This is a genomic window from Bifidobacterium aquikefiri, assembly GCF_002259795.1.
GTDB classification, from domain to species: domain Bacteria; phylum Actinomycetota; class Actinomycetes; order Actinomycetales; family Bifidobacteriaceae; genus Bombiscardovia; species Bombiscardovia aquikefiri.
In genome coordinates, this window is the sequence record NZ_MWXA01000009.1 from 44890 (window position 1) to 62018 (window position 17129).

A 17129-nucleotide genomic window follows, 5' to 3' on the forward strand; every position below is an offset into this window, starting at 1 on the left:
AAGGAAATCGAGCTCTTATACTGCAGTAAGTTCACAATGAACGCAATGCTTGCATATTCCGGACAGCGCGGACGCATTCAATGACTCATTTTCTGGGAAATGACGGCAGTGACGCCGTCATCACGCATGGTTATACCATACAACGCATCAGCAATGCTCATCGTGCGCTGCTGGTGGGTGATGACAATGAGCTGAGCATGCGAACGCAGATCTTGCAGCGCGTTGAGCAATCTTGTGAGATTCACGTCATCAAGGGCAGCTTCGACTTCATCCATCACATAGAACGGGCTTGGACGCGCAGTGAAAATTGCAAAGAGCAAAGCAAGAGCCGTCAGGGAACGTTCTCCGCCAGATAGCAGAGAAAGCTGTTTGACGCGCTTGCCCGCAGGACTCGCCTCAACAATCACACCCGTGTGCAGCAAATCATCGGGATCCTCCAGGCGCAGACGTCCTGTTCCACCAGGGAACAAGGTGCTGAATACCTTGGTGAAAGCCTGTGCCGTATCCTCGAAAGCCGTTCGGAATACGTCCATCATCGTCGCATCAAGATTCTTGACCAAGCTCATCAGATCATCGCGAGATTGCGTCACATCATTGCGCTGCTTGTTAAGGAACGCATTGCGCGATTCCAATGACTCGTATTCCTCGGCAGCCAGTGGGTTCACCTTACCCAGCCTCGCCAAATCACGTTGAGCTTTCTCCAGCCGAGACTGCTGTTCTTCGCGAGAATATGGAATAGTCATGATCCGTTCATCGGGTGAAGCTGCATGCTGTGGATCAGCACCACTGATCTGGCCGTCTTTGACACTGCGGTCTTCGCTCTCACGAGGTTGGTCATCGCGGGATTCTTCATCACTGCCATCAAGCAATTTAGGCTTGCCTGTTTCATCCAGTACAGGTATCTGCTTATCGGGTCCAAATCCATCGATGAGTTCGGTGAGATTCAATCCCAGTTCATCGGAAACCTTTTGCGTAAGCTGGCCGAACTGAGTCGCCAATCGCTCTCGTTCTATGTCCAAAGCATGCTCTTGCTGCTGCAATGCGCCGACCTGTGGCTCCTTGCCATCTCTGAGTGCACGCAGATCCTTCAATTGAGCATCATGCTCGGACGCTGCGGACTGCAAGGCATCACGCTTCTCCTGGGCAGATGAAACTGCAGCTTCTACAAGGTTGATGACCTGCTGCGTTGCACGAGCAACAGCAAGTGAGTTATCGTACTGCGCCTGCAGCACAGCGTTCTTGCGCTGAATACGTATACGTCTCTCGTCGGCTGATTTCGCATTGTCCCGAAGCATCTGGGATTGTCTGGTCAATGACTCTGCCTTGGAAACGGCCTCGTTCCAAGCTATTTTGGCGGTAACCTCCTGCTCGCGAGTCTTGGCCAGTGATGCTTCGAGGGACTTTTCTCGCTGGCCGAGTTCGTCAAAACTGGCCTGTCCATCGGAAGAACGTTCCGCTTCGTTCAAAGCCTCTTGCAGATCATCGAGTTTGACTGCATGATTGTGTGCATCATCGTGAGCTTGGCTGCTCTTTGTCTCAGCATCGTGGATTTGATGGCCGAATTGAGTGATGCGTCGCTGCAAATCGTTCAGTGAGTCACGCATCTGCTTCAACCTCAGCTGAACCTCGGTGCGCTTATTACGTAGAGATTCCAAGATCGAACGTGCAGCGCTGTGCTCTTCACTCAGATGCTTCACCGATGTGGTGAGCTCATCAAGTGTTGCATCCATTTCCTTGACCTGTTTCAGAGCAGCGTCTCGTCTCGAAACCAGTGCAAGATCGCTTTGTGAAAGGGAGGAGCCGCCCGATGCTCCAACAGCATTCACGACATCGCCGTCCGCGGTGACCGCCTGCTGCCATCCGTCGTGGATTGCCGATCTTGCCTGTTCAAGCGAATCGACTGCGGCAACATCAGATAACAGCATCCTTACCGATTGCAAGATTGATACTGCCATCTGGTGGTCGACACCGCTGGATTCCCTGACTGAAATGTATTGTGCGAGCGAGCTAAATCCGGATTGATGCGGATTTGCCGTGTCGAAATCTCCCAAGCTTTCGTTGATTGCTGTACCTGAGCTTGGAGAAATCAGCACGGCCTTGCCCAGATTATTGTCGCGGACGTGCTGAAGGGCCCGGTCAATCTGCTCTGCATCAGGCACAACCACGGCATTTGCGAATACATCCAGGGCATGAGCCACTGGCTCTTCCCAACCGGTCTTCACGTGAATGAAGTCCGCAAGTTTTCCCATTACATCGATGGCATCGTCTTTTTCCAAAGCTCCTGAAGCATTGCGGCTCTCCAAGGTGTCATTGAGCGCGTCAGCCTTGGCCTGCAATGAGATTATTCGACCATTGATCTTTCTTTGCCGTTCATTGGCCTCATTGAGCTTAAGTCCCTCGGCTTCGTATGATTTCTGTGCCTTGGCGAGCTGGTCATCGAGGTCCTGCGCATCCATGTGCTCGCTCTGTGCACGCATCTCGGTATGCCTCGTCTCGAGATCGCCCAGCTGCTGGCGTAGATTGCCGATCTGGCCTTCAAAATCCTTGGCTCGGCTCTGCGATAGCTGCAAAGCCGACTGCTCGCGTGCAATCATCTCACGAAGCTTGGAAAGCTGACGTTCACGCTGCTGCGTCGACTGCCGAAGCTCATTCAACGTCTGGCGGACTGAGGCAAGGTGCTTTTCGAATCCTGCGCGTTCCTCCGTGGTCCGATCGAATTTCAGGCGTGCATCATCAATCAATCGCTGCTGCGCCTTCCCCTGCTGTTCCAGCTCTTCAGCTCTGTTGCGCAACATCTGGGAATCATCGCCGACTGCCTGTTGAATTCTTCCCAGTGCTGACTCACTGCGTTCATGAGCCAATGACTGTAAGGAGCGCAGCCTCTCCTGGATCCTGGTGAGCTCGTTGAATCCGTCATTCAGCTCGCGCATTTCAGGACTTGTGGTACTGCTCAGACTTTCAATCTGCTCGATCTGTGACTTGATGGTGACGAGTTCACGCTGCTGTGCGACTAACGCTCCGCGCGCCTTGGTCAGTTCAGCCCGCACGGTATCGCGACGTGAACTTAGCGTCACTGCGTCCTCTGCCAACAGCCTGGACTGTGCATCGCGCAATGCAATCTGAATGCCGTCTGCGCGCCGAGAAATCCTTGCCTGCCGTCCCAAAGGTCCGAGCTGACGGTGGATTTCACTTAAGAGATCATCAAGTCGAGACAGGTTCGTCTCGGTATTCGCCAGCTTACGCAACGCTCGTTCCTTGCGCTTACGATGCTTTAAGATGCCGGCTGCCTCTTCAATGAAAGCTCGATGGCCGGCCGGATCCGCTCGCAGGATCGAATCGAGTCTGCCCTGCCCTATGATGACGTGCATCTGAGAGCCAAGGCCTGTATCGCTCAACAGTTCCTGAATGTCAAGCAACCTGCAGGAAGTGCCATTGATGGAATATTCCGATCCACCATTTCTGAAAATCGTACGAGTAATGGTCACTTCGGAATATTCGATGTCCAGAGCATGATCGGTATTGTCTATTGTCAGACTGACCTGAGCACGACCGAGTGGCGGGCGCGACGATGTGCCGGCAAAGATCACGTCTTCCATCGAGGTACCGCGCAAGGTCTTTGCACCCTGCTCCCCCATGACCCAGGCCAGAGCGTCTACAATATTCGACTTTCCAGAACCATTCGGCCCCACAACAGCAGTGATTCCTGGCTCAAAGCGTAAGGTCGTTGCCGATGCGAAGGATTTGAAACCTCGTAGACTCAGATCCTTCAGATACATTACGCTCTCTCCGCCTTTGGCTTCTTCAAGTCAGGATTATCGTGCTCCTTGAGAAGGATACGCGCATCGCCTGCAGTGACAAAACTGCCACAAATCAGTACGCCTCGCCCGTATCCAACACCGAGTTCATCTTCGCTATCTACCAAGTCAACGGCCTTCTGGATCGCATCGGTGAGCATATCCTCGCGAATCACGCGGTCACGACCAAAGACGCTCACAGCAATTTTCTCAAGCTCTTCGGCGGGCATGACCCGATCACGCCATGAATTCTCCGTCACCACGATCTGGCTGAGCAGAGGTTCCAGAATCCCAAGGAATTCCTCGACCTGCTTGTCCTTCATCATGGCGACGACGCCGACGAGCTGTTCGAAGTGATAGCTCTCTTCAATCGCATCGCGCAATGCCTGAGCCGCATTCACGTTGTGACCGCCGTCAAGAATGATCGTCGGGGAATTGCGAATCTGTTCGATCCGTCCAGGAATCTTCACACTGCCCAGCGCCTCTGCCACCAAATCACCGTCAAGTGTGCCATTGACCGGCAAGACAACCTCGGCAGCTGCGAGCGCCTCCAAGGCATTGTGTGCTTGATGCTTGCCGAATTTGGCGATAGGAACCTGTTCGTATCGCCCGTTCGGGGTGACCAATGTCGCAACCTGACCACCCACCGCAGGGATTCTTGATTCAACGCTCATTTCCTGACCGTCACGAATCAGCTCGCGTGCCTGATTGTTGTGGAATGCTGCTTCAATGATCGGCATGACCTTTTCCGCATGAGGCTGCGGTCCGACGATGACCGTTGAATTCTTCTTGATGATTCCTGCCTTTTCGGTGGCAATCTCCTCTACGGTATTGCCAAGCCACTGCATGTGGTCCATGTCGACAGGCCCGATGATCGAGACATCCCCATCGAGCACATTCGTCGCATCCCACAATCCGCCCATCCCGACTTCAATGACGGCAACGTCGACCGGAGCATCGGCAAACGCCCATATGGCCATGGTCGTCAGAACCTCGAAGAAGCTCATCTTCGGGTCTCCCCGTTTGATGGACTCCTTATCGACGATATCGATGAAATCCTTCACCTGGTTGTATACGTCGATGAATCTGTTGTCGGAAAGCTGCTGACCATTGACGCATATGCGTTCGGTGATCTTTTGCAGGTGCGGCGAAGTGTAGAGTCCGGTGCTCAATCCATAGGTTCGTACGATGGTTTCGACCATACGAGCGGTCGAGCCCTTGCCGTTGGTGCCGGTGATGTGCACGATGCGGAATGACCGTTCCGGGTGACCGAGAAGATCGAGAATCATCTTCATTCGATCGAGATTGAGGTTGGTCGTATTATGTTCAGGCGGTCGTTGCATGATCAGCCTCTGAACATCCTGCAGACTTTCTCCGCCTTTATTTGGTTCCTCTAATGACAAGTCGCGCCTTCTATCTCGTCTTTCTTCCCCCGGATCAGGGCCACTCGACCATTGTAAACGAAGCGTGATACGCGTTTCAGGGTTATTGCACGCTCAGAGACGAACGCATTCATCGAGGGACTATGTAATCGTTCATGGGTAGGATGGAATGTGTTATGTGGGAAGTTAGATGGCCATGGTCGGCCGAAGGAGAGTCATGTCGGAAGTGGAAGATTTGAATGCTGTAAATTCCAGCGAAGATAGTCCAAATATTGAAAAACGTATCAATAATCGAACGCTCAGTCCTGTTTCGCAGAATTTCAAGAAATTTATGACCACCGGATGGGGCAAGGAAGATACGCACGTCAGGCCACTCGAATCAAGCGAATATACACCGGAACGACTGGAAACACTGGGCCACAGATTCCCAGGAGACCGCATCGTCATTCCTGCGGGTACGCCGAAGGCGCGTAACAATGACTGTGACTACGCATTCCGTCCCGATACGACTTTCGCCTATTACACGGGTCTTGGTGAGGATCTCGAGCCGGGAGCCGTTCTGGTGCTGAATCCCGTCGCACCCGGATCTGCCGAGGCAAATGCCGGGAAGACTCATGTTCCAGAACTGTTCGTGCATCCACGGGCAGACCAGAGCACCGAGGATTATTACCGCTCCTCGCAGTATGGCGAATACTGGGTCGGTCCTCGCGCTGGAATCGAAGAGCTTGGCACCATGACCGGCATTGAGACGCATGATATCGCACAACTTTCCGATGCTCTCGCCAAGGATGTCGGCACCGAGCAGAATGCCGTTCGGCTGCGCGTGGTGCGTCAAGCCGACGAAAAGGTAACCGATCTGGTTCAGTCCATCCGCCGTACGCATGGCTTTGATGATCCCGACAAGAATCGCAGCGTCGATGGCAAGCTTCACGAGTTCGCGGCCGAAGCGCGCATGCTCAAGGACTCCTACGAGGTTGGCGAAATGCGCAAGGCCATTGCAGCGACGAAGGACGGCTTCGATCGCATGCTCATCCGTTTGCCTCAAGTCAAGGACACCACACGTTCCGAGCGAAAGCTTGAAGGAGCATTCAACGCAGTAGCTCGCGAAGAGGGCAACACCGTTGGTTACGACACGATTGTGGCATCAGGCAGCAATGCGCCCATCCTGCATTGGATGCGCAACACGGGTGATGTATCTTCCGGAGATCTGCTCCTGATCGATGCAGGTGTTGAGGTAACGAGCCTATATACGGCAGATATCACCAGGACCTTCCCCGTTTCAGGCAGGTTCACGCCATTGCAACGCAAACTCTACGAAACCGTTCTGAAGGCGCAGCAAGCTGGATTCGAAGCGGCGCAACCGGGAGCAACATACTCGAATATCCATCATGCGGTCATGCGGGTGCTTGCAGAGGCGCTCCACGAATGGGGCATCCTGAAGGTCAGTGTAGAAGAGGCACTCAGTCCTGAAGGCCAGCAGCACCGTCGTTGGCATGCCTGCGGATGTGCACATCATCTGGGATTGGATGTTCATGATTGTGCACAGGCTAGATATGAGTCATATCAGGATGCACCGATCACTCCGGGAATGATTTTCACAATCGAGCCTGGTCTCTATTTCAAGGACAATGACCTTCTTATTCCGCCCGAGTACCGCGGTATTGGCATTCGCATTGAAGATGACGTGTTGATGACCAAAAATGGCCCGGAATGGCTTTCTTCTGCCATTCCCAAGCAGGTTGATGACGTCGAGGCCTGGATGGCTCAGCAGGCAGGGAAGGCCTGACCTTTTCGTTCCAGCCGCAATCATCAATCAAGATAACCAGGGAGTATGCATGGCAACACCAGAGTTCATTCTCAAGCTGCGCAAGAAAATCGGTCATGATCCTCTGTGGTTGGTGGGGATCACAGCGTATGTCCACTCCCAGGAAGGCAAGATACTGTTGGGCAGGCGGAGTGATACGGGCGAATGGGCTCTGGTGTATGGCATCAATGAACCGTGCGAGGAACCCGCGGATACGGTAGTCCGAGAGGTCAAGGAAGAGACTGGTATCGATGTAGTCCCCACAGCCTTGGCATCGGTCAAGTCATCTGCGCGCATGCTGACCTATGGCAATGGAGATCAGGCTCAATACATGGACTTGCTGTTTATATGCACGCTCAAGGATGGCGGAAACGCAGAACCTTACGTTGGCGACGAAGAGAGTCTTCAGGTCGGATGGTTCAGTCTCGATGAATTGCCCCAGCCACTTGCAAAAACCACGATGGAGCGGCTTGCCTACGTGCAGGAATTTGAAAATCGTTGCCACAGAGGAGACAATCGCGCACTTTTTGCCCAAAATCTCTGAGTTTTTCATTCATTGTGAACTCGCTTGGGTAGTTACACTTGAAATCGGCGCTCTCGCGTTGAAATTAAGGGGAATCTAGCACTGTATACCCCGAAATGTTCACAATGAACGTTGCCTCCACTACGACACGCCGAGTGACGTTTTTGTATTAACTTCGTTAATATACTATCTATGTGCGCTCAGTGACACCGCCGTCTATTTTTAAAGGAGTATGCAATGAAGCAAGCTGCATCCGAAGGCACTCCTTCATCAATTTCAGAATTGAATCGCTCAAGAATCATCAACTTCCTTTTTCGTAATGGCATTAGTTCAAGGGCACAAATCGCAAAGGCAACCGGACTTACTGCAGCGGCAATAACGAAGATAACTGCTCGACTCATCGACTTTGGCGTAATCAGTGAAACCGGCGATTTGGAAGGTGCAATGAATCGGCGATCGATTGGGTTGCAATTCAACGATTCTCGGTATGAGGTCATAGCTGTGAAATTTGCACGCAGTCTGGTTCAGATCGGCATCTTCGAATTAAGCGGCCGTTGCATAAAGATTCATGATTTCCCACCTGTCAACAACGAAGACGTGATTGACACGGTTTCGCAAATCAAGCAATACATCAAGAGCACCATCGCTCACAATCCTGCCATCGTTGCAGTCGGCATGGCAGTTCCCGGACCATATCTCTCGGATGAGGGTCGAATCATCTCGGTCACGAGCATGCAGATGTGGAAAGAAGTCAATTTCAAGAATGAATTTACACAGGCATTCGCCGTTCCGACATTTATAGAGCATGATGCCCAATCAGGCGCATTGGCCCAAAGTCTCTTTGGCGCTCAGACGGATGGAAACTCACTTGCCTATTATCTGATTGGCGAAGGTGTCGGTGTCGGTGTCATCGACAATGGCAATCTGGTTTCGGGTTCGCGGGGTGTTGCAACGGAAATTGGGCATTTGAGCATCGACATCAATGGCCGACCGTGCGAATGCGGCAATGTAGGGTGCTTGGAGCGCTACTGCTCAACTGGCGCAGTCAAAGAGCTGCTGCAGGAACCAAGTAATAGGGGAATTCTCGAAGATGTCAATGATCTTCTCCCACGGGAAGCATGCAATCGTTTATTCAAGGAGTCTTACGCCGGCAATGCAGAAGCGCAGCGAATAGTCCGCGAGATCGCACGATACATCGCCTATGGCTGCATCAATATAATCTACGGCTACAATCCCAGCCAGATCATCATCGGCGACATTCTTTCTGAGGCCGGCGATACCATGCTCGACGAAGTCAGGCGAATCGTTGCCGAGCGTGTACTCCCCGACCTCATGGAAAGCACCACAATCACGCTTTCAGACCTTCCCACCGATGCAACCCTTACCGGTGCAGCCGCAGTTGCGGCAAGTCAATTTTTGCGCAATCCATCCCGATTTGTTGCTGGAATGGATACGCCAAAACGATGATTTTCAATCCAGAAAATCAGCAAAGTCAACACCCCACGAAAGGAACAACAATGAGCAAACCAATCGCACTGAGCCTGGGAGAACTGCTGTGGGACATGCTTCCAAGCGGAAAACGCGCAGGCGGCGCTCCGGTGAACTTTAGCTATCACGCAACCAAGAATGGTGCCGATGGCTATGCGATCAGTGCTGTGGGAGAAGATGCACTCGGAGATGAGTTAATCGATGCTCTTCATCAAAGCGGCGTGGAATCAATCGTTCAGCGCAACGCATGGCCAACGAGCACCGTCGAGGTCAGTCTGAAGAACGGCATTCCCGAATACACCATCGTCAAGAATGTCGCCTGGGATCACCTGCTCTATACACGCCAACTCATTGACGCAGTTTCCAAGGCAGATGCCGTCTGCTTCGGAACGCTGGGTCTGCGTAGCCAGGAATCGCACGACACGATTATCGAGCTGCTGAAGCACACCGCTCCAGGCACCTTGAAGTTCTTCGATGTCAATCTTCGTGGCGACCATTATTCCAAGGAATTAATCCATGAGATGCTGACCTATGCCACCGTCTTCAAGATCAACGATGCCGAGCTGCTGCTTCTCCAGGACATGTTCGGAATCCGTGGAACCTCGAATGAGGATGCCTGCGACTGGTTCCTTCATCAATTCCATCTTGATTATGTAATTCTCACCGCAGGGTCGGAATTCAGCACGATCTTCAGCCGCACAGGTGAATCATCAACGATTCCAACACCTCATGTGACTGTAGTTGATACCGTTGGCGCAGGAGATTGCTTCTCAGGAACCTTCACCATCAACATTTTGAAGGGTGCAAGCCTGCGCGAAGCACATCGTGCAGCTGTCAATGCCGCTGCCTTTGTCTGTACACAAAATGGTGCATGGCCGGAATACCCAGAAGTCATGCCAGACTTCCTCGCAGAAAGCGGTTACTCTGACGACGAGAAGTGACTGTAGCCTCGTCACTTTGTGCCCCCCCCAAAAAAAGTTGCGTTGAGGAGGTTGTGCTTCATGAGTCGCTTTTCGAGCAAATCGAGCGAAAACCGACTTATGAAGCACAACCTGTGCGCGGAGGGTTCGCCTATTCCACGCACTTTTCGGCTTGAGGCTGTGTTTGGGAATAAAGAGGCGCGTTATGTTGTATAGTTGAATGTCCGACGGAATTGGTCGGGGTTTGATAATTTCATATTGGGGCTGATCGGTTTCGACGGTGACCTGTTCGTCGCAGGGAAGCGTGCCGAGAACGCGGGGGTCCGCTCGTTAATGTCCTCCCGCAAACAACAAGTGCTAAATCTAATCGCACTGAGTTCGCTCTCGCTGCCTGAGCTTCGCGCCAGGAATAAACAGTGAGCAGCTGCTCCGTTCACTCTCTCATGTCTTCGGGGAGAAGCTGAGCGTCATTAAGAAGACTTGCTTGAATCACTGTGCTACAGGATGATTCAGGGACTTTTACTGTGGATATGCCCGCCAATGGTTGTCTGCGACATCATTGGGGGCAGATAAATTGCCACACGGCCAGCAGACTACGCACGTAGAATTCTGAGGGTACGGTCATCGGACCCGGGTTCAATTCCCGGCAGCTCCACGAATACAGAGAAGGTCACTCCGTCTGGAGTGGCCTTTTTTGTTGCCATTCCAGCCTTTTCTCCTTTTATTTCCGGGCTTTCCCGGTTGGCCTGTCTTGACGTGCAGTGGCATGTTTTCGCTTGATATTTCTTGTTTGGTGTGGTAATTGATGTGGTAAAAGCAGTATGGTTCACGGGTGCGGGAGGATGTTATGGCTCGGAGATTCGGTACGCTTCGGCACAAGAGCAATCGGACGAGCGCGTGGATTGAGGCGAGCTATCTGACGCCCTTCTGGGCGTTCGACAAGTGGCCTGACTTGAGGGAGCGCCAGTATGCCAGCTTCGACATTGATGACGATGCCGGTGCGCTGGTGTGGCTTAGGGATGCCAAGCTTCGCATCGATGCCCATTCGTGGCAGCCGGAGCGTGAGATCCTTCGAGAACAGATGCGACGTACGCTCACGTTCGGAGAGTATTTTGATGATTGGCTTGATCAACGTCGTACAAAGTCCGGTGAGCGTCTTCAGGCAGGTACTGTGTATCGGATTCGTAAGGATGCTCAGAACCATGTTCTTCCTTTTTTCGCCAAGCGTCGTCTCGTTGAGCTTTCCAGTCAGGATGTTGACCGGTGGTGGGATGGGTTGGATCATTCGCAGCGCAGCATGTGCATCAATGCGCTCAAAGTTCTGAAGAGTGTTCTGGCATCAGCCAACCAACCAGACAAGATGGCGAGTCACCATTGATTTCCAGAAACCCTTGTCATATCACGACGCCGCGCCCTCGACGTGATGTCGAGACTATACCGGCCTCCATTGAAGAAGTTCATACCATCTATGAGGCTATGCCTGAGCGGTACCGTGCAACCGTGTATATCGCGGTGTTTTGCAATGGCCCTCGTATCGGTGAGATCTGTGCACTTACCCGTGGCAACATTGACTTAGAGCGTATGATTTCACATTCGTACCAGTCGTAAGACCATAGGCTCTCAGCTCATCGGCAGCACCAAGACGGAGCGCAGTGAACGTGACGAGAGTATCCCCCCACAGCTACAACCGGTTTTGGAATCATTGCTCTCAAATGGTTGACGATAGTGATGATTCGTTCGTTTTTCCGAGTGTCGATGATCCGTCAGCCCCTTTGCATCCAAATACGTTGAGGAGTTGGTACGATCGCGCTCGAATAGTTGCGAATCGACTAGATTTGCGTTTCCATGATCTGCGTCATACGGCGTTGACGGTGCTGGCCCAGCAGGGTGCGACGATGCGTGAGATCATGGATGCGGCCGGTCATTCGGATCCGCAGACCGCCATGCGGTATCAGCACAGTGTCCAGTCGCGGTCAAGGGACCTCGCGCGACAGATAGGCTCTCTCATTCCCGGTGAGGATACCCTCGAATCATTACGCTCCCGTATAGAGGATAACGATCAACGCATACAGGAAAACTCAAGCAACAGAACGCACAACTGACAGCGCAGCTCGCCACTACCATGATGCAACATGAAACGGGCGAACAAGCGAAGAAACAGATCTGATTCCTCCCTCGGGTGTCAAATTGGTGTCCGTCGATCTTCAGCTTTGGCAAAGTGCCTGTTGCCGACAGTCTGTTGTGGCAGGAACCACTTCTTATATAGCTGCGGAAGTCCTCGATGATCTGCACAGTGACGTCCAGCAGGAGTGTTGCTTGGCGGGTGTCCCCCGTGCAGGTTCTGTCCAATTCCATCAATGGCTTGGATATGTCTCTTTTATTCTCATGCGTGCAAGTCCGTTACGCGTCGCTTTGTCTTCGTAAGTCTGATGCTTCCGAGCCTATGACTTTCAATAAGTGTCAGTGTCGTAATCTGTCTCTGTAACCGCAACAGGCCGCCCGCATTCGAGCTTTGCGATTTGAGGAATCTTGGCTTCAGCAGACATGCGTCTCCCTGTTGCCGTGAGTATGTCGATATGGTCTAGATCCGATTGTTGTCATCGAAGTTATTGAGTTACTTTCGATTGTGTTGCGGCCTTGCTTCGTTGCGGAAGGAGTGTCCCTGCGATGGCGATGATGGCAGTCATGGCGATGGTTCCCCAAAATGCAGCCTGGAAACCGGTTGCGGGATGTGTCTGGGTTGCTTGCGAGGTAAGAATGACAGCCACCAGCGCGGTTCCGAAGGATCCACCGACCTGCTGAGCGATACGAGTGATCGCGGACGCGTGCGCCATCTGCTTTCTGCTGATGTCGACATAGGCGACGGTCATGATGGGGATGAGCACGATTCCCTGTCCAACTCCCCTGATGAACAATGCAACGCCGAGAATCCACAGATTCGAAGAAGCATCTGCGAAGGCGAATGGTATTGTCGCTGCAGCCATGACAAGCGAGCCGACAACGGTGACGAAACGGGAACCGAACCTTTCGACCAGTCTCCCGACAATGAACCGGGCAAGAAACGCGCCGATGCCTTGAGGTATCAGCAGGAATGCAGCATCCAGAACGCTGTAGCCACGCAGCGACTGGAAGTAAAGCGGCAGCAGGAAATTGGCGGCGAATAGGGCGGCTCCTGCGAACGTGAGCGCGACGGACGAGATACGCACGGAGCGCACTGCGAGCAGCCTCACATCGACGAGAGCCGCATCATGCCGGCGTATCGCCCATATCGTGAAGCACGTCAATAGAACCGCACCGCCAACGCCTGGAATCAGGACATCAGCACGGGCGAACCCTCCATCAGCATAGACGTTGGAAAGCCCATATAATAGTCCGGCTAACGCAGGGGCTAGGAGCAAACCACCGAGCACATCGAGATGCTCGCGAGAGGCGTGAGAACTTGGATGGTCGTCGTTGATGAACTTGAAAGCGAGAATCCACCCGATAACCCCTATCGGAACATTGATGAGGAACAGCCAGTGCCATGAAAGCCAGTTGAGCACCACGCCACCGAGCACAGGTCCCAGAATTGGTCCGAGTGCCGCTGGAAGGCTCACGTTTGCGATTGCGGTTGTCATGTGTTCTCGATCGATGTTCTGCACCACGAGAGTCTGCATGAGCGGCATCATGATGCCGGCTCCCAATCCCTGCAGTATGCGGAAGACAATCAACGCATCCACGTTCCACGCGCCCGCGCAAGCGGCCGAGCCGAGTACGAACAAGCCAAGGGCAAACAGCCATAATCGCTTGCCCCCGAACTTCTCCTGCGCCCAGCTCACAAATGGAATCGCAATTGCCAATGCAAGCAGGTACCCAGTGCTGACCCATTGGATCGTGGAGACGGACGCATGCAGCTGCACGATGAGCGTGTGCAGGCCAATCGCCACGATTGTCGTGTCTATAATCGCCGTGATTCCTCCGACGATCAGCGCTGCCATGAGTCCAGCGAGCGACTGAGGCGATGTCGATGGTCTTTTTTGTCTGTGTAGCACAATAACCTCCAATAAGGTACGTATACGTCTCTAATATTGCCTTTCACATACGATAGACTGATAAAATAGAAAACGCAAGCGTTACTTATAGGGTGGAGAGTGACATGACATCGACACGACGACGCGGTCAAGCGTTGGAAGCGGCAATACTCGACGCAGGATGGAACCAACTCATCAAGGGTGGCTATACCTCGTTCACCTTCGAAGCCATTGCCGAACGCGCCGAAACAGGCAAATCAGTAATCTATCGACGCTGGCCAGACAAGGAGAAGCTGCTTCTGGCAGTAATCAAACGCCAGGGCTTTGGAGCCCCGTCAGACATTCCTGATATGGGCTCCTTACGGGAAGACCTCCTGGCGCTCCTGCGAACGGCAAATCAACGAAGCGAACGCGCGGCCATACTCCTCAGCACCATCCTCAGCGCCTATTTCAGCGGTGAGATATCACTCACTCCGGAACGATTGCGGACAGCCTTACTCGGCGACCAAAGCCGTGCCCTGACCGAAATTCTCCGCCACGCAGTCGATCGCGGCGAATTACCCACAGGCGACATCCCACCTCGCATCGTCAGATTGCCTACAGATTTGCTCCGCCAGGAAATCATCATGAACCTCAACCGAGTGCCCGACGAAACAATCGTGGACATCGTCGACACGATCTTCCTGCCACTAGTCACTGACACAAGACTTCAGAGCACAGACAGAGAGGAAACACAGCTCAACCTCTCAGGGTCTTTCCACTCGCGCACGGCATCGAAAGAATAATGGTAAACCCTCCGTAATTGCTTGGCCATTCCTTCAGCGGCATGTGCGCTGCGCTTAACGTGTTCTTCCTAATGCCCACCAGATTGTTCTTGACACCCATCCCCCAATGCAAGGATCCGATACTGCTGCAGCAGACGCACCCACCGACTCTTCTCAATCTTGACTTCATTTTTCCACGATATAGATATAGTCAGTTCACAGGCCGTGCGATGTGCAGGAGCATCGCACGCGTCGTCTGGCGCTCGGGACTGTCTTGGAAAGTGTGTAACTGGCTTTGATCGCTGATCTTATGGAGGGATGAGAAGGAGCCGGTGAACATGCCGACTGAGATAATGGCTGGTATGGCAACCAAGAGGGAAGAATCCGAGAATGAACGTTCCGCGGAGATGGATGCCGCCGCCGAATTGGTGCGTTTGGCCAAGCAACATTGCAGCAAACCCCATGAAACACCACGAGCGAACTGGAGACTGCGATCCATCAGTACATGGACTTCTATATAACAACCGCCGTATCAAAACCAGGCTGGGCGGCATCACCATTCGCGAATACCGAAACAGCTAGAATCAACATCAACGGACTAAATCAACCAGAAAACAGTCCGAAGCCCCTGTTGATCTATAACCCACTTATTCAACCGAAACACAACCGGAAAGGAGTGGCACACAAAGCTACTTCATTCCTTGCGGGAAGGTCGTTCATGCTTTGGGTCGAAGAGCATGTCTTGCAGTTTCGCCAGTGATTCGTTCTGATTCCCTGTCCATGTCGCTCCGCCATTGGTGTAGACCATGATGAACAGCTTGTCACCGGGAACCAGCACGGAAGCAAGCTTCTGGAATATGGCATCCTTGTCCAGCGGAGATTGCACGATCCAGAACCCGTTCTGTACGTGGCAGAACAGAGGGAATGACCTGAGCATGATCACCAAACTCTGATGATCCTCCTTTGGAGACCTCAATGTGTAGTTAATCGCATAGATACCCATGGGTAGCACCCCTTCCATTGATGCATCTCATCGCCTCGTGCTTCTACTCTCCCGAGCCTCGCGCGTCATCGGACTGGTTGTGCAGATGCTTCAAATCCTTGTCGATCAGCTCCTGCTCCTCGTCCGGCACGGCATCGCCCTGCATGTCACGTCCGGGATGTGGGCCGAAGTTTTGCTTCATGAAGGAGCGTTCCAGCTTGCCCTCCTGCTTGTTATGTTCACTTTCTGACATATGTTCTCCTAGTCTTCCAATTGTGCTTCGTGAACCATGCTGCTGTTCGCGTCCTCATCTTCTTTGTCGAGCTTGCGGCACAGCATGCACAGGCCAAGACCTGCCTTCCCGGGACGGCGTGACAAAGGCTTGATCGTCTGCCCGAACGGACAGTCGTCATTGTCGTGATAGAACAGGGCCAGATGCGAGTGAAAAGAATGTACTCTCAAATGATCGCCTCCAAAGAACTTTGGGCGGCGTACCCGATGAACCACAGCGTCTACCAAATCTTCGTTGTGGCGAGCCCCGCAAACGTTATTATGCCAACCCACTGTAACATCGGGCTGGCTGTGGGGCTCTAACGGCCTAACAGCATGGCCGCTACAGCCGACACTACACCATCACAATGAACTCACGGCATAACAGACACTGACTGAAGTGAATTGCATCCCAATATTTCTCACTGTCAAACACCGCAGGCCAGAACGGGCGGGACTTCACGGAACTGATCGAGCTCTTCGCCCCAGATGCAACCCTCACATCCGGACGAGGCGAAACAGCAAATGGAATCGACAAGATCAACAGCTTCTTCCACACCTTCTTCGCCCGCAACACTGAACTCCACCACGTATGGAACACCCGACGCGTCAATTCAACACAATATGCCGTTGACTAGGCTGTAGCGGGATGCAGCGCAGCAGGAAAAGTCTTCGCCATCACAGGAACGGACACGGCAACCCTCGACAACGACAATAGAATCACAACGCTGCAAGTCCAGGTTCACTGACACCAAGACAACCCAGCCAACACCAGAGCATGCACTTACAATCACGATTCATCCGACTGAGCACTGAATGAGTAGATTCACGGTATGCATTATTTCGACCAAACTCATCATAAGCCACTACTCGATCTTGACATAAGTTCTATTCGTCATATAGCCGCAATGCCAGGCAATACTCGACTGCATCCACATCGGGATATTCTCTGTACCACAATCCATGCCCGGTACTCTTCGTTGTTGTTCGTATATGAGACTGATAGTCCGCCAGCATCGTTGGGATAGAAGGTCCGCTCCTCTGTGACGAAGACACTGCCGCGGCCATAAAAAAGATATAGTGCCCATCAGCTGTAAATAGATCCAACGCTGCGATCGTTTGGGTGGGTGTCGGACGAGCAACATCCAATCGGCTACGAGCGAGCAGAAAATGCCAGAATCTCATAAGCACA

Annotated in this window: 16 protein-coding genes and 1 other RNA gene; 9 read left to right on the plus strand and 8 right to left on the minus strand. The window is 52.8% G+C overall.

From position 1 onward, the window contains the following. Positions 1-77 precede the first annotated feature (77 nt). Both smc and BAQU_RS09290 read right to left on the minus strand, forming a co-directional pair. On the minus strand, positions 78-3776 hold the full coding sequence (smc, locus tag BAQU_RS09285) for a chromosome segregation protein SMC (RefSeq protein WP_094694993.1): 3699 nt from the start codon (positions 3774-3776) through the stop codon (positions 78-80). After that, positions 3776-5197, minus strand: coding sequence for a bifunctional folylpolyglutamate synthase/dihydrofolate synthase (locus tag BAQU_RS09290; RefSeq protein ID WP_094694995.1), 1422 nt, complete (start codon positions 5195-5197; stop codon positions 3776-3778). The genes smc and BAQU_RS09290 overlap by 1 nt, the downstream gene beginning before the upstream one ends. 196 nt (positions 5198-5393) lie before the next feature. Here BAQU_RS09290 and BAQU_RS09295 point away from each other — a divergent pair, with 196 nt between their 5' ends. From BAQU_RS09295 to BAQU_RS09325, 7 genes are all read left to right on the plus strand, one after another. Then, positions 5394-6962 carry an aminopeptidase P family protein gene (locus BAQU_RS09295; RefSeq protein WP_094694997.1) on the plus strand — a complete coding sequence of 523 codons (1569 nt, stop codon included), beginning with the start codon at positions 5394-5396 and terminating at the stop codon, positions 6960-6962. Between the two features lie 49 nt (positions 6963-7011). Next, positions 7012-7524, plus strand: a complete 513-nt coding sequence (locus tag BAQU_RS09300; protein WP_094694999.1) for an NUDIX hydrolase — start codon at positions 7012-7014, stop codon at positions 7522-7524. Between the two features lie 216 nt (positions 7525-7740). Continuing rightward, positions 7741-8970 carry an ROK family transcriptional regulator gene (locus BAQU_RS09305; protein WP_094695001.1) on the plus strand — a complete coding sequence of 410 codons (1230 nt, stop codon included), beginning with the start codon at positions 7741-7743 and terminating at the stop codon, positions 8968-8970. 50 nt (positions 8971-9020) lie between these two features. Next, a complete protein-coding gene (locus tag BAQU_RS09310) occupies positions 9021-9932 on the plus strand; it encodes a carbohydrate kinase family protein (protein WP_094695158.1) in 912 nt (303 codons plus the stop codon). A gap of 239 nt (positions 9933-10171) precedes the next feature. Beyond that, positions 10172-10569, plus strand: a transfer-messenger RNA (tmRNA) gene (ssrA, locus tag BAQU_RS09315). Between the two features lie 189 nt (positions 10570-10758). After that, entirely contained in the window at positions 10759-11289 is a 531-nt protein-coding gene (locus BAQU_RS09320; RefSeq protein ID WP_094695003.1) for a tyrosine-type recombinase/integrase, read from the plus strand. 334 nt (positions 11290-11623) lie between these two features. Then, positions 11624-12013 (plus strand): tyrosine-type recombinase/integrase, encoded by a 390-nt coding sequence (locus BAQU_RS09325; protein ID WP_094695005.1) that lies wholly within the window; start codon positions 11624-11626, stop codon positions 12011-12013. Between the two features lie 504 nt (positions 12014-12517). Here the strand turns inward: BAQU_RS09325 and BAQU_RS09330 are convergent. Further along, positions 12518-13942 (minus strand): MDR family MFS transporter, encoded by a 1425-nt coding sequence (locus tag BAQU_RS09330; RefSeq protein ID WP_211277156.1) that lies wholly within the window; start codon positions 13940-13942, stop codon positions 12518-12520. Positions 13943-14046: 104 nt separating this feature from the next. Between BAQU_RS09330 and BAQU_RS09335 the strand changes: the two genes are divergently transcribed. Next, positions 14047-14706: a TetR/AcrR family transcriptional regulator gene (locus BAQU_RS09335; RefSeq protein WP_094695009.1), complete on the plus strand. Its 660-nt coding sequence runs from the start codon at positions 14047-14049 to the stop codon at positions 14704-14706. Positions 14707-14896: 190 nt separating this feature from the next. On the opposite strand, the gene BAQU_RS09340 is transcribed toward BAQU_RS09335, so the two are convergent. The 4 genes from BAQU_RS09340 to BAQU_RS09355 all read right to left on the minus strand — a co-directional run bounded on the left by BAQU_RS09340 (position 14897) and on the right by BAQU_RS09355 (position 16129). Then, a complete protein-coding gene (locus tag BAQU_RS09340; RefSeq protein WP_094695011.1) occupies positions 14897-15184 on the minus strand; it encodes a hypothetical protein in 288 nt (95 codons plus the stop codon). 195 nt (positions 15185-15379) lie between these two features. Continuing rightward, the gene (locus BAQU_RS09345) at positions 15380-15706 is read right to left on the minus strand and encodes a hypothetical protein (protein ID WP_143242001.1); all 327 of its coding nucleotides are present in this window, start codon (positions 15704-15706) and stop codon (positions 15380-15382) included. Between the two features lie 25 nt (positions 15707-15731). Continuing rightward, positions 15732-15920: a hypothetical protein gene (locus tag BAQU_RS09350; protein ID WP_094695015.1), complete on the minus strand. Its 189-nt coding sequence runs from the start codon at positions 15918-15920 to the stop codon at positions 15732-15734. An 8-nt stretch (positions 15921-15928) separates the two neighbouring features. Beyond that, on the minus strand, positions 15929-16129 hold the full coding sequence (locus BAQU_RS09355) for a hypothetical protein (protein ID WP_094695017.1): 201 nt from the start codon (positions 16127-16129) through the stop codon (positions 15929-15931). Between the two features lie 233 nt (positions 16130-16362). Between BAQU_RS09355 and BAQU_RS10795 the strand changes: the two genes are divergently transcribed. Next, the gene (locus BAQU_RS10795) at positions 16363-16575 is read left to right on the plus strand and encodes a nuclear transport factor 2 family protein (protein ID WP_415447709.1); all 213 of its coding nucleotides are present in this window, start codon (positions 16363-16365) and stop codon (positions 16573-16575) included. Between the two features lie 250 nt (positions 16576-16825). Here BAQU_RS10795 and BAQU_RS10470 read toward each other — a convergent pair whose 3' ends face one another. Continuing rightward, entirely contained in the window at positions 16826-17122 is a 297-nt protein-coding gene (locus tag BAQU_RS10470) for a hypothetical protein (RefSeq protein WP_158215688.1), read from the minus strand. Positions 17123-17129 lie beyond the last annotated feature (7 nt).

What these genes read in the sequence shown, in the direction of transcription:
- BAQU_RS09340 (WP_094695011.1), bottom strand. Translation starts at nt 15,184, where the DNA reads ATGGATCGCAGTCTCCAGTTCGCTCGTGGTGTTTCATGGGGTTTGCTG.
- BAQU_RS10470 (WP_158215688.1), bottom strand. Translation starts at nt 17,122, where the DNA reads ATGAGATTCTGGCATTTTCTGCTCGCTCGTAGCCGATTGGATGTTGCT.
- BAQU_RS09335 (WP_094695009.1), top strand. Translation starts at nt 14,047, where the DNA reads ATGACATCGACACGACGACGCGGTCAAGCGTTGGAAGCGGCAATACTC.
- BAQU_RS09325 (WP_094695005.1), top strand. Translation starts at nt 11,624, where the DNA reads ATGGTTGACGATAGTGATGATTCGTTCGTTTTTCCGAGTGTCGATGAT.
- BAQU_RS09295 (WP_094694997.1), top strand. Translation starts at nt 5,394, where the DNA reads ATGTCGGAAGTGGAAGATTTGAATGCTGTAAATTCCAGCGAAGATAGT.
- BAQU_RS09350 (WP_094695015.1), bottom strand. Translation starts at nt 15,920, where the DNA reads ATGTCAGAAAGTGAACATAACAAGCAGGAGGGCAAGCTGGAACGCTCC.
- smc (WP_094694993.1), bottom strand. Translation starts at nt 3,776, where the DNA reads ATGTATCTGAAGGATCTGAGTCTACGAGGTTTCAAATCCTTCGCATCG.
- BAQU_RS09305 (WP_094695001.1), top strand. Translation starts at nt 7,741, where the DNA reads ATGAAGCAAGCTGCATCCGAAGGCACTCCTTCATCAATTTCAGAATTG.
- BAQU_RS09310 (WP_094695158.1), top strand. Translation starts at nt 9,021, where the DNA reads ATGAGCAAACCAATCGCACTGAGCCTGGGAGAACTGCTGTGGGACATG.
- BAQU_RS09320 (WP_094695003.1), top strand. Translation starts at nt 10,759, where the DNA reads ATGGCTCGGAGATTCGGTACGCTTCGGCACAAGAGCAATCGGACGAGC.
- BAQU_RS09300 (WP_094694999.1), top strand. Translation starts at nt 7,012, where the DNA reads ATGGCAACACCAGAGTTCATTCTCAAGCTGCGCAAGAAAATCGGTCAT.
- BAQU_RS09345 (WP_143242001.1), bottom strand. Translation starts at nt 15,706, where the DNA reads ATGGAAGGGGTGCTACCCATGGGTATCTATGCGATTAACTACACATTG.